This is a genomic window from Mucilaginibacter sp. GW822-FHT03E02 (assembly GCF_058801545.1).
This window is the reverse complement of record NZ_JBXANJ010000001.1, coordinates 2,349,862-2,362,546: the sequence shown is the minus strand read 5'-3', so window position 1 is coordinate 2,362,546 and position 12,685 is coordinate 2,349,862. Positions and strand designations below refer to the sequence as shown.

Annotated in this window: 9 protein-coding genes; 6 read left to right on the top strand and 3 right to left on the bottom strand. The window is 42.3% G+C overall.

Annotated features, from left to right (window positions below; translation table 11 throughout):
- Positions 1-50 precede the first annotated feature (50 nt).
- From AC1RM2_RS09910 to AC1RM2_RS09900, 3 genes are all read left to right on the top strand, one after another.
- Entirely contained in the window at positions 51-236 is a 186-nt protein-coding gene (locus AC1RM2_RS09910) for a hypothetical protein (protein ID WP_492984947.1), read from the top strand.
- Positions 223-1,230, top strand: coding sequence for a DUF932 domain-containing protein (locus tag AC1RM2_RS09905; RefSeq protein WP_492984946.1), 1,008 nt, complete (start codon positions 223-225; stop codon positions 1,228-1,230). The genes AC1RM2_RS09910 and AC1RM2_RS09905 overlap by 14 nt, the downstream gene beginning before the upstream one ends.
- 111 nt (positions 1,231-1,341) lie before the next feature.
- Complete coding sequence (locus AC1RM2_RS09900) at positions 1,342-1,833, top strand: hypothetical protein (protein WP_492984945.1); 492 nt, start codon at positions 1,342-1,344, stop codon at positions 1,831-1,833.
- 563 nt (positions 1,834-2,396) lie between these two features.
- On the opposite strand, the gene AC1RM2_RS09895 is transcribed toward AC1RM2_RS09900, so the two are convergent.
- The 3 genes from AC1RM2_RS09895 to AC1RM2_RS09885 are packed head-to-tail and all read right to left on the bottom strand — an operon-like array spanning position 2,397 to position 6,407.
- A complete protein-coding gene (locus AC1RM2_RS09895; RefSeq protein ID WP_492984944.1) occupies positions 2,397-3,974 on the bottom strand; it encodes a DHA2 family efflux MFS transporter permease subunit in 1,578 nt (525 codons plus the stop codon).
- A gap of 1 nt (position 3,975) precedes the next feature.
- Positions 3,976-5,055 (bottom strand): HlyD family secretion protein, encoded by a 1,080-nt coding sequence (locus AC1RM2_RS09890; protein ID WP_492984943.1) that lies wholly within the window; start codon positions 5,053-5,055, stop codon positions 3,976-3,978.
- A gap of 35 nt (positions 5,056-5,090) precedes the next feature.
- A complete protein-coding gene (locus AC1RM2_RS09885; protein WP_492984942.1) occupies positions 5,091-6,407 on the bottom strand; it encodes a TolC family protein in 1,317 nt (438 codons plus the stop codon).
- Positions 6,408-7,190: 783 nt separating this feature from the next.
- On the opposite strand from AC1RM2_RS09885, the gene AC1RM2_RS09880 reads away from it, so the two are divergent.
- From AC1RM2_RS09880 to AC1RM2_RS09870, 3 genes are all read left to right on the top strand, one after another.
- Positions 7,191-7,787: an RNA polymerase sigma factor gene (locus AC1RM2_RS09880; protein WP_492984941.1), complete on the top strand. Its 597-nt coding sequence runs from the start codon at positions 7,191-7,193 to the stop codon at positions 7,785-7,787.
- A gap of 94 nt (positions 7,788-7,881) precedes the next feature.
- The gene (locus AC1RM2_RS09875; RefSeq protein WP_492984940.1) at positions 7,882-9,075 is read left to right on the top strand and encodes a FecR family protein; all 1,194 of its coding nucleotides are present in this window, start codon (positions 7,882-7,884) and stop codon (positions 9,073-9,075) included.
- A gap of 203 nt (positions 9,076-9,278) precedes the next feature.
- A complete protein-coding gene (locus tag AC1RM2_RS09870) occupies positions 9,279-12,680 on the top strand; it encodes a TonB-dependent receptor (protein ID WP_492984939.1) in 3,402 nt (1,133 codons plus the stop codon).
- Positions 12,681-12,685 lie beyond the last annotated feature (5 nt).

Genomic DNA, 12,685 nt, shown 5'->3' with positions numbered 1-12,685 from the left:
GCTTTTCAGTTGGAGTTTAATGAATTTTTAAACACTTATCAATCTTAGCCATGAAAGACAGCATTTTTTTATTGGTCAAAGTGGGTATCAAAACCACCCATAAAAGCATCCATGATGCAATTGCAGAACTGCAAACCAAAACCAAGCTGACCGTAAGCAGTACGCCAAAGGTCACGGTTTTGGAAACTAAAATCATTTCATTAAACACTAAAAATTTAAGCCATGACAAATTATAATAATAGTATAGTTAAGCCCAAAGTATGGCAGGTCATAGGAACGACCATTGCCAAGAACGCCACCAGCGCAGAAGCCATGATACAGGCGGGTTTGGATTTTGAGGTAATGAAACGCCCCAATTTACATGCCCTGCCAAGTGGTAATGATATCGTATCCGACAACAGTTTTTATACATTCCGAACCGATAACGAAGCCATTTTAGGCGATAAAATCGGCAAAGATTACCAGGTGGTACAGAACGTAAACGCTTTTGAATTTTTTGATAGCATTGTTAGCGGTAACAATAATATCCGCTATGAAAGTGCCGGAGCGTTGGGGTATGGTGAAACTACTTACATCACCGCTAAACTGCCCGATTATATCAAAGTAGGCAGAAACGACCTAATAGACCAATACCTTTTTTTGACATCCACGCATGACGGTTTGGGCTGTATAACCATTGCCTTTACGCCCGTTAGGATATGGTGTTCGAATACTTTAAATGCTGCTTTAAAAAATTGCAGCAACTGTATAAAAATACGTCATACCGCAAGCGCAGCAGAAAAGTTAAAGGAGGCGCATAAAATGTTAGGCTTATCCGACCAGTTATCGGTAGAGTTGGAAGCCATTTTTAACCGATGGGCAAGGGTACGCATTACCGACCCGCAGGTAAAACGGCTGATACAGTTAGCCATGATACCGAATAAGGAAACCTACGAAAAGCTGAAAGTCGGTAAGGATGAAGAACTATCAAGCCACTATAACAATATCGTATCAAGTGCATTTGACTACTGTATGACGGCTGATAGCCAACAAGAAAGGACTGTTAAAGGAACGCTGTTTGGCGCTTATAATGCTGTGACAGGTTATTACCAAAACGTCCGTAACTACCGTGATGATGAAAGTAAGTTTAAATCTATCCTATACGGCACGGGGCAAGACCGTTCACAGGTTGCCTTTAACCTTTGTGCTGAATTTGCCCAAAATGGTAGTGAATCCCTCAAACTTAATTAGACCTGACAGGGGGTGAAATATCCCCCTTTTTTTATCATTTATTTAATTGTAAACGCCATCAAAACTATAGATCAGCTTACTAATGTAGAAAAAGCAAAAATCATATTTGACTTGTTTAAAAACGAAATGCCCGCATTTTTAGAATATACCCAAGCCATTGCCGATAAAGTAACAAATGAACAGGAAAAGTTAAAAGCCAATTGGAGCAATCCTTTTTTGACCTATAACCAATGGATAGCCCTTTCCGAGCAGGTTAACGGTATTATTAAAAGACAGAGCAAGAATTTAGTAAAAAGTGGCAATGTTTTCTCCGAACAGCTTTTTAGCGGTTATTTGGCCTTATTTACTAATCATTGTTTGGAGCAATACGGCACTTTTAAAGCCCAATCACCAAAACTCGCCTATGCAATTAGCTTATTTTATTTACCAATAACGCAAATTGGCAACACAAGTTGTAATTATATCGTGTTGAAATTATACGGCGGCCCTGAATACGCCTCTATATTTACGGACGAGGATGGTAATAACCTTGTTTTTGATGAACGGGAAGACGCAAAAAAGGAAGTAGCAAATTGTCAGGATGGATTAATAGTAGAAATATAGTTAAAATCCAAAATCGCCCGCTGTTGCTCCGCAACAGGCGGACGTTGCTGTCGCAAGTAAAGTTCTAAAAAACCACATAAATGGGCTGATACGCTAACAAAGCACCTATAGGCTTTATAAATTTGACAGAATTGGATGGTAAGAAGTATATCGCTCAACAACAGACCGAGGCTAATATTATAAGATGGGTATTTCTACAGATTGCGAAAAATGATTATAGAGTCGAAGACGTAAGATGAATGCCCGTTGCTAAATGCCTTAAATGTTCACGAACAAACTTTGGCGGCTTATCCGCAACCCAGTTTGTTATGGATTTGTAAGGTTGACATTAGGGTCTGATGAACAACAAGTTAATGAGCCATTAATTTCAGAATCGCTATATTAACGAGAATCATCAGGTTTTTTTGACCGGGATATTGTTCATATCGTATAATATAGATACCATAGAATGTAAAGAACTTTGATCAGCAATAAGATCGAAAGGCAAAATATTAACCCCGGATCAGAAAGGCCTGCACGTTTCTGATCTAGGGTCTTTATAAAAAAAGATTTTTTCACGAGTATTAATGTGCACCCTCCACCGATAAAACTTCTCCTTTTTTGATGCGGGCGATGAAGACAAGCGGAAGAATAAATGCACAGATAACACCGATCATCATGAAGCCCTCACTGTAGGCGATCATGGACGACTGTTTGCTCAGTGCACCATCCATCATGCCGGCGGCTATTTGTCTGGCCTGGGCAGCCGACTTGCCACCGGCCATCAGTTGTGCTGTCAGCTGGTATAACCGCTCTTTGGAAGCGGGATTGTAAAACGACAGGTTACTCATCAGGTCAATACGATGTGCTGCAATCCGGCGGGTTACATAAGTATTGATCAGCGCTAACCCGACAGAACCGCCTAATAATTGCAGCATGTTGGAAAGGCCTGATGCCTGCCCGATGTCTTTCCCTTTCAATCCTGCCAGGGTTAAACTTGCGGCCGGAACGAATATGAAACCGAATCCCAGACCGCGTACAAGTTGCGGCCATAAAAACTCCCATTCGCCGGCCGAAGGGGTCGCCAAACGATACGTAATATATTCATAGGCAATCACCGCCGCGAAACCAAAGATCAACAATGCTTTGGGACTGATGCCCTTTTTGATCATGGCACCATTTATCCCCATGAGCATCCCGGTCAGAAATGCTCCTGGCAAGATCAACAAACCGGTTCTGGTAGCGTTCCATCCTAAAAAACTCTGTACAAACACTGGATACAAAAATACCGAGCAGTAAATAGCTATCCCGAAAGCAAAACGCAAGGCAGATCCTACCGCAACATTCCGGAAACGTAGAACGCGGATATCAACCACCGGGTTCTTAGCTTTTAGTTCTCGAACGATGAATAAACAGATACCTGCAATGGCTAATACAAAGGCAATGATGATGAAGTTACTGGCAAACCAGTCTTTTCTTTCTCCTTCCTCCAGCAGTAACTGCAAACTGCCAACACCCACAATCAGCGCAAGTATTCCCCAGTAGTCTACCTTTCCAGCCAGTTTTTTCTTGGCACCTTTAATATACTTCCAGGAAAGGATAGCAGCTACAATACCAACAGGAATATTTACATAAAATATCCAGCTCCAGGAATAGTTATCGGTTAAGTAGCCGCCCAAAACCGGCCCAAGAGTAGGCCCCATAACAATACCTGCTCCAAATATACCGTTGGCTTTATCCAATTCTTCAGGCGGAAAGGTTTCTACCAGAACGGTTTGAGCGGTTGCCAGCAAAGCACCCCCACCTATACCCTGAACAAAACGCCAAAAAACAAGCACCCATATTGATCCGGAGAACCCGCACATAAAAGAAGCGATGGTGAAAAGGATAACAGAGGCGGTAAAATAGTTTCTGCGCCCAAAAATATCTCCTAAAAAGCCGGTTAACGGTATAATAATAATGTTAGATATAGCATAAGCCGTAATTACCCATGCGGTTTCTTCTACCGTTGCGCCCAGGTTACCGGCTATTTGCCGGGTGGCTACGTTCACGATGGAGGTGTCTATCAGCTCCATAATGGCGCAGGTGATCACAGTAATGGTGATCAGCCATTTTCGTGCACCTGTTTCATGGGTAGATTTGATTTCTTCAGTTGCTTCCATATCAATTGGTTTTAACTTTTGCAAAAACACTCATACCTGCACGCAGCGGATACTGCTCGCTCTTAGTTTTGGGCATGGTGATTTTAACGGGCACACGTTGCGTAACTTTTACAAAGTTTCCGGTGGCGTTATCGGCTGGAAGGAAAGAAAACCTTGCTCCCGTAGCCTGAGAAAACGATTCCACTTTCCCGGTGAAGGTAGTATCCGGATAGGCATCCACTTCTATTTTCACCTCCTGTCCAGCACGCATTTTTTGCAGCTGAGTTTCTTTAAAGTTGGCAACTACCCAAACCTTTTTATTATCAGCTACAGCCATCAAAAGATCTCCAACTGTAACTACCTGGCCTATTTGTACATTCTTTTTAGAAACTATCCCATCAGCAGGGGCAACTATGGTACAATAAGAAAGCTGAAGCTTTGCTGCATCCAAATTGGTTTGTGCCTGTTTAACGGCCAGGTCGGCAAGGCCAATGTTTTCTTTAGTATTGGATACCTGGGTATGGGTATTTGCGATTTGTAGTTTGCCGGCATCGATCTGTTTCAGCAAGGCATCACGCTGGCCAACCACTGCCTGTAGTTTACTTTCTGCATCTATTTTATCGGCCTTCACCTGTTCAAATTGCTGTTGGGTAGCCGATTTCTGTTGAACAAGCTGTTCATAGCGTTCATAATTCTTTTGTGCAACGCTCAGCCTGGCTTGTGCGGAAACAATAGTCGCATTTGCAGAAGCCAGGGTTACGGAAACCGCGCCGGATTTTGCGGTCACATCAGAAACATTCACGTTGGCCGATGTTTCATTATTAGCAGCAACCTTAACATTGTGGTTGGCCTGGAGTAGCGTGATCTCGGCCTGCTCAACCGCTATTTTAAAAGTAGCATCATCCAGAACAACCAGTGTGTCACCTTTTTTTACCTGCTGATTATCGGCTACACGGATGGCTGTTACCGTACTGTTGACCTTGGGTATCACCGGGCTGATATCAGCCTCCAGTTGGGCATTATCGGTACCTTCGCCAGAACAGCCCGTTAGCATTACCGGAACAGCGAATAACATTAAAAGCGCGAATATTGAATTTTTCATGATCGTATATAATAATAGATATATTTAAAATTGAGTTAATTGGCCGTTGCGCCTGTTGATTTGATGAGTTTGCGATACGCCAGCTGGGCATTTGCCTTGGCGGTGGCCAGGTTTAGTTGTGCCTGTAAAAAGGCGGCATTGGCATTGAGAAAATCTGTTGATGTGGTGGTTTGCGCGTTCAGCTTGTTTTGCTCAACGCGATAATTTTCTGTTGCTTGTTGTAGTTCGGTTTGTATCAGCGTTATCTTATCCAGCGTATTCCTGTAGTTGAGGTAAGCGGTATTTACTTCGGATTGGATATTTTCCTGTGCCTGTTGGGTATTATCATTCAATTGGGCCGCTACAAGTTTGCTCTCGCTAACCTTGTGATAATTGGTATAGAAGGATGATATTTTCCAGGCGAAACTTAACCCGGCAAGCGCTGAATAGTTGAAAGAGGCTACGCTCGGTATTACTCTTTGATTAGGCCGATCATAACTGTAGCTTGCAATAAGGTTTAAAGTGGGAAGATAATCTGCCCGGGCCGACTTGATCCTATAGGTTGCTGCCTCGGTTCTGAGCTTGAAACTTTTAAGTTCAGGTCTTTGAGCAAGAGCTGCATCTGCATATTCCTTTAAGGGTTGTATAGCAACCTCTGGTTGAATATAATTATCTGGTATTTCGATAATTGTAGCAGGATCAAGCCCCGTGACTAAACAAAGATTATAGTTCAGGCTACCCGCCAGGCTGGTGATATCAGCAAGGTTGGAACGAAGCCGGGTAACCGAAAGTTCTATCTTTAGCACATCATTTTCCAGAACGATGCCTTGTATTCTGAACTTGTCTTGCTCGTCCCGTTTTTTGCGGAGCGCCTCGATATTCGACTCCAGTATCTTTTGCGATGCTATGGCATTATATAAATTATACCAAAGATCGGTTACCTGCTGGTCCAACTCCAGTTTGCTTTTTTCATAGTCGGATTTGCTTGCCTCGGTTTCCTTTTTTAATGCCCTGATATTGTTGGTTAACTTGCCACCACCAAACAGTAATTGCCGCAACTGCAAAGCATTGTACGACTGGTTTAGGATTTGGGGATTGAGCTGAAAAGATCCCCCGGGAAGGCTGATGGCAAAAGGCTCAATGTTGTTGCTTAAACGCTGAAAGGTAGAATTGATGCTTAACTCCGGTAAAGCATTTGCCGATGCCTGGGATGCATGTGTCCCGTCGATCCGGTACTGCAAACTGTCTGCACGGAGTTGGTTGTTGTGATTGCGCGCAAGCGAAATGGCTTCGTTTAATTGCAACGGCCTGGACTGTTGCGCAAGGCTCACTGCGGGCAGCAGCAAAAGCAGTGAGGAAAATCGCAGGAACATTTTTTGATGTGTTGAAAGCATGTTTGATGGTTAAATTATATTAAAAGAGTATGGGGTATACGTATTCAAATACATAGACATGAGATTTTAAAAGACTTGACAAAAGTAATTATTTATTACCAAATAGTAATTAATGATTACTAAAATTATTTTTTTTTTAACTTGAGGTATTTTTATTTAATGTATTGGTATTCAGACAAATAAATCGGGCTTGAAAACGGTGCGGTAAAGGCTGGACTTTTATCCGGAGGCCTGGGAGGTATTTGGAAATTGGTGGATACCAGTATGCTTAAGCGCTATGGCCCCGGAAAAATCTTACCGGCCAGTGGCGCTGATATTAGTACAGCAGCTGAAATCACCCAGAGATTGATGCTGATCAGGTGACACCCGAACTGTACAAACAAAAAGAGAAAGCAGGGTTGGCCGGGGCCGCGAAGACGGATAAAAATTGAGGTTCTGAAAATTAAGGCCGGGTGGCATGGCACTTATTCCGCAGGTCTACCGGGGTTCGTTGCCCGGCAGATGTCTGCAATCATCGCGGTTGATGTTTATGTTTGACTTCCGGTGTCAAGAAAGTTTAATTTAAAAAGAAGACAGGGGTATCTAAGACTGCAAAAGGAAGCATGTCGCGTTTGCTAAAATAATTATTACATTTGGATACCAATTATAATGTTACCCAAAACGGATCAGTTATAGGTTTATTTATAATAAATGCGTAACAGATAATGCTGTTTAACACAATCTATATCAAAAAAATATTCTTTATAGGTAATTAAGAACGTAATGTTAGTACAATTAGATGAGAGTGAATTAATAAAGCGATTCTCTCGTGGCGACCGAAAAGCTTTTACTATATTGTATAACCGGAACAGTAATAACCTATATCGTTATATTTATTTTGTCTGTAAGTCAAAAGAATTAACCGAAGAGACGGTGCAGTGTGTTTTTATCAAAATATGGGAACGTCGGGAAACATTAGAAAATATTACTTCTTTCCGCTCTTATTTATACCGTTCCGCAAAAAATCTTTTACTGGATCATATTAAGAAAAATAAGACAGAAGCCAGAATCCTGGCCATGGTTCAGCCCGTTTCGGAAGAAAGTCCGGAACGGTCGGATGACCATGTCAATTATAAGGATTATTACCTGATTGCACAGAATGCCATTAACCTGCTTCCGGAAAAAAGAAGGCAGATTGTGGAACTGCGTACCAAGGAAAATCTATCCCTGGATGAAATTGCCATAAAGCTCTCTATTTCCAAATCAGTTGTAAAAAAACAATTATACAGCGGGATGGATTTTGTGAGGAAATATATGCTTAGTCAAAGTGAGCTCACTATAGGATTATTCTTGATTGGTTTTTGGAGCCGATTATTTTAGTCTGATCAAAAGGATTTTCCCCTTTTCACAGGAAAATTAAAAAATATTTTTTTTCGAGGGGGCCTTTTTTCCTTCTTAGTCGTCTTACACACATATGGACGAAAGAACACGCCGCAACTTTCTGGAAAAGTTTTGTAAGAACGAGCATACTGAACAAGAACATGAGCTATTTGTTAAATCGCTTGAGTTACTTCCTGAGGAAGAGGTAGAGTTATTATTAGAACAGTTTGGCTTGTTTTTTAAGGATTTGGCTGACCATGAGCCTGTGCAACATCCAGAGCTGCTCGGTAAAATTGAAGCCAGGCTGGATGCTTTGGAGGCTGATGAAGATCAGTACAGTAGTCCCATCCGATCCAAATTCTCTTTTAAAAGAGCAATTGCTATAGCAGCAGCAATCATATTATTTCTTACAGTCGGAATATATATCAGGAACAGTTCCAATAAAAAGCCAATCGCTGAAAATGAAACCAGTCTCAAAAAAATATCTCCGGGAGGTAACAAGGCCGTCTTAACACTGGCCAACGGCTCTAAAATTATCCTGGAAACGGCTAAAAGGGGACTTTTAGCCAATCAGCATAACAGTACTGTTGATAAAACAGCTGATGGAAAATTAGTATATGATGCTTCCGGCAAACAGGCAGATGTTCAGAATGCACAAGCGGAATATAACACTATAGCCACGCCGAACGGTGGACAGTATCAGGTTGTATTACCCGATGGTACTCACGTATGGTTAAATGCCTCCTCCTCGCTTAAATTCCCGGTTGCTTTTAGCGGTAAGGAACGGAATGTCGAGTTAGCCGGCGAAGCTTATTTTGAGGTCGCAAAAAATAAAGCCATGCCTTTTCGGGTTACCGTTAATCATTCCGTAGTGGAAGTATTGGGTACTCATTTCAATATTATGGGTTATACAGACGAGAAATCCACAAATACAACGCTATTGGAAGGTTCCGTAAAAATAATTTCAGGAAGTCAGCAAAAGCTCATTGTTCCCGGCGAGCAGGCCCGTGTAAATGGGAACATACAGGTATCAAAAGTCAACGCCGCCCAGGCTATAGAATGGAAAAACGGGAATTTCAATTTCGCACATGAAAATATTGAAACCATCATGCGTAAAGTGGCACGCTGGTATAATGTAAGTATACAATACCAGGGGGCTGCGACACATGAAGGCTTTGTTGGAACGGTACCGCGTTCGGAGAACATAACCGAAGTATTAAATGCACTTGAATTAACAGGATTAGTACACTTTAAAATTGTAGAAAGGAGAGTAATAGTTATGCCATGATTTTTACCATAACGGTATAGACTCTTATAAACAAAACCGGAAGTGCTGAGAACACTCCCGGTGAGGCGCCTGAGTTTAACAAACCGATATATAATTGATCCACAACGATAAACCAATTTAAACCCAAACATTTCAAAGATATGAAATTTTATACTCTTACCGGGTGTAGGCTTTCTGCCTATGTCCATAAATTTCTGTTGGTAATGAAACTTACCGTCGTTTTATTAATCACAGCTTTTCTTCAGGTATCTTTTGCTGCCCGTGCTCAAAAAATAACTTTCTCGGGGAAGAATGCTTCCATTATACAGGTATTTGCTGAAATACAAAATCAAACGGGTTACACGTTTCTCTACACAGATGAGATGCTTGATGGAGCGAGCCCATTAAATGTAGATTTTAAAAACACCCCCTTGGCCGAAGCGCTTAATAAGTGCTTCCGTAATCAGCCGCTGACCTACACTATAAAAAATAAACTTATTGTTATTCAACGTAAACCCCAGGTCGCGGAAGTTCAGAGTGTTCAGGCGGTAGTTGTTAAAGGTATCGTCACGGATGAGAAGGGTGGGCCTCTCCCCGGTGTCACGATAACCATAAAAGGAAAAACCATTAATGCAACGACAGATAATACGGGTACTTATTCAATTACCATACCTGCCGGGGAAACGAGTGCCGTGCTTGTTTACAGTTTCATTGGTTTTGAAACCCAGGAGATCCCGGTAGCTGGCCAGGCAGTAATTAACGTAAAACTTAAGGTTGCGGACAATAAACTAAATGAGATTATCGTAGTCGGCTATGGTACACAAAAAAAATCAACATTGACAGGAGCGGTAGAACAGGTGAGCAGTAAAGTTTTTGAAAGCCGTGCTGTAACCAACCCAGCATTAGCACTGCAAGGAGCAACACCAGGCTTGGTGGTAACCAGAACTTCTTCGCGGCCTGGTAATGAGGGTATCAGCTTTGATGTCCGCGGTGCCACTTCTGTTAACGGTGGTTCACCGCTTATCGTTATTGACGGCGTACCCGCTGCAACAGGTAACGCATTTTTTACGATGAATCCCGATGACATTGAATCTGTCAGTGTTTTGAAGGACGGCATGGCTGCTATCTATGGATCGAGAGCTGCAAATGGGGTTGTCCTGGTAACTACCAAAAGAGGCAAAGGCCAGATGAAACTGGATTATAACGCTAATATTCGTTTTAATACCATCGGTATTAAAACACCGACACCTTCCATGCAGCAATATGCTACGTTTTGGATAGATGCCAATCAGCAGGAAACAGCGCCTAACTATTGGGGCTGGCAGTCTCTTGCCAATCTGCAAAAAATGCAGCAGGGCATTGAAGGGATATATTCCACGCAATATTGGGGCAATATATTTATCGGTCAGGCCAATAGGTTTGATGAATTGTTTGCTTCGCGTCCTTCGCAGCAACACAACCTGGGCATTTCAGGTTCAACGGAAAAAACCAATTATCGTCTTTCGCTTGGCTATGCTGATAACCGGGGAAACCTGGCAACAGCTTATGATGGCCAAAAACAATATAATCTGAGGTTAAACTATGATTTTAAAATTACTGATTGGTTTAAATTGCAGTCGGGTGTTACCTATCAGAAAGATTTGACGTCGGGCCCATCAAGTGGTTTAGGTTTTGATATGATTGCCGAAGATCCCCCGTTTTTTCCTGCTAAAAACCCCTATGGGCAATGGTATGCCAACTTTGGCAATGCCGGTAACAGAAACTCCGTGGCCAGCACCACCGATGGTGGAAGAAACATTGCCGGAAATGAATTGATGAGGGTGGATATTAAAGCAGACTTTGCGTTGACAAAGGATCTGGAACTGGAAGGTACCGGCTCTATCCAATCAAACCAATACCGGTTAGATAATTACAACCTGACTATCCCGATGTATCAGTGGGATGGTACGCTTGCCCCCTCAAGCATTAATCCGACATCTAATATCCGGGCCGAGTCAGACAATACTTTTTATCAGAATTATGGCGCTTATCTGCGGTATAACAAATCATTTGGCGATCATCATATCACCGCTTTTGGTGGTGTGAATGCGGAGAAAAACGATTTTAAAGGATTGTATGCTTATCGCACCAATATCGGCAACAACGGTGTTTATGACCTTAATGCGGCACCCGCTACCTATGTAGAAGGAACCGGTGGTCAAAATCACTGGGGATTTTATTCCTATTTATCAAGGATAAACTACTCGTATAAAGATAAATACCTGTTGGATGTGCTTGGTCGCCGGGACGGCTCGTCCCGTTTCGCCCCCGGATACCAGTTCTCTAATTTTGGTAGTGTTTCAGCGGGTTGGGTATTAACCAGCGAGGATTTTATAAAGAATCTGAACTTAAATGCACTTAGTTTCTTTAAAGTGCGTGCCAGCTATGGTGTAACCGGTAACCAGGTAGGTATTGGACTATACGATTATGTTTCTACTATCAACCAGGGTTCTGCAATTTTTGGCAGTACACCTACCAAGCAGACTACCGCGTTTTTGAGCGGGCTGACCAGTAATACACGTACCTGGGAACGAGTAAACAATAAGAATATAGGCGTTGATCTGGGATTCCTGAAAAACAGGCTTACCGCAGCATTTGACTATTATAAAAAGCAAAATAACGGGATGCTGATCAATGTGACCTATCCTTCTGTATTGGGAGGAATTGCTCCAACATCCAATAGCGGAGTTTTAAATGTACACGGATGGGAGGCAACGGTTGCCTGGAAAGACAAGGTAGGGCAGCTTAGCTACAATATAGGATTTAATATAGGCGACAGCCGCAACAAGTTGATATCAATGGAAGGAGCTACAACCTGGAGTGCCGGACAAAATAGTACCATTGTAGGTTATCCCCTTAATTCCTGGTTTATGTATCAAACAGATGGCTATTTTAAAAACCAGGCAGAGGTAGATGCCTATTATGCCAAATATGCTTCTGTTAAACAAGGGGAATTGCCTTCACAGGGTGATCCGACTCAAAATTTACGTCCCGGAGATACAAGGAAGGTAGATTTGGATGGTAACGGCTATATCAGTGCCATCGGCGATCCAACCAAAGGCGATAAAGGTGATGTGAAGTATATGGGCGACGCGGCACCGCATTATGTTTTTGGGTTGAACCTGGGTGCGTCCTGGAAAGGCATTGATTTCAGCGCCTTTTTTCAAGGTGTAGGCTCCCAATATCTTGAACGTCAGGGAACCCTGGAATATCCTTTCTGGGCGGTATGGACCAATTCAAATACCGCTTTTTTGGGTAAAACCTGGACACCTGAAAATCCAAATGCCCGCTATCCAAGGCTGACCGTGAATAATATACGTTCGCAATATGATTATTTGCATAATGACTTTATGCTGCAAAACAACCGTTATATCCGTTTGAAATCATTGATCATAGGCTATACGTTGCCTCAGGCCTGGCTAAAAAAGGTTAAAATTCAAAGGGTGAGGGTGTATTTCTCCGGAAACGATTTATTTGAATTTACCTCTATTAAGGACGGGTTTGACCCGGAGCAGAGTGCAGTTTCTCAAAATAACGGCTATCCGTTCATGAGAACCTGGGCATTTGGCCTTAATGTGGGCTTCTAATCTAA

What these genes read in the sequence shown, in the direction of transcription:
- AC1RM2_RS09890 (WP_492984943.1), bottom strand. Translation starts at nt 5,055, where the DNA reads ATGAAAAATTCAATATTCGCGCTTTTAATGTTATTCGCTGTTCCGGTA.
- AC1RM2_RS09870 (WP_492984939.1), top strand. Translation starts at nt 9,279, where the DNA reads ATGAAACTTACCGTCGTTTTATTAATCACAGCTTTTCTTCAGGTATCT.
- AC1RM2_RS09875 (WP_492984940.1), top strand. Translation starts at nt 7,882, where the DNA reads ATGGACGAAAGAACACGCCGCAACTTTCTGGAAAAGTTTTGTAAGAAC.
- AC1RM2_RS09885 (WP_492984942.1), bottom strand. Translation starts at nt 6,407, where the DNA reads ATGTTCCTGCGATTTTCCTCACTGCTTTTGCTGCTGCCCGCAGTGAGC.
- AC1RM2_RS09880 (WP_492984941.1), top strand. Translation starts at nt 7,191, where the DNA reads ATGTTAGTACAATTAGATGAGAGTGAATTAATAAAGCGATTCTCTCGT.
- AC1RM2_RS09905 (WP_492984946.1), top strand. Translation starts at nt 223, where the DNA reads ATGACAAATTATAATAATAGTATAGTTAAGCCCAAAGTATGGCAGGTC.
- AC1RM2_RS09910 (WP_492984947.1), top strand. Translation starts at nt 51, where the DNA reads ATGAAAGACAGCATTTTTTTATTGGTCAAAGTGGGTATCAAAACCACC.
- AC1RM2_RS09895 (WP_492984944.1), bottom strand. Translation starts at nt 3,974, where the DNA reads ATGGAAGCAACTGAAGAAATCAAATCTACCCATGAAACAGGTGCACGA.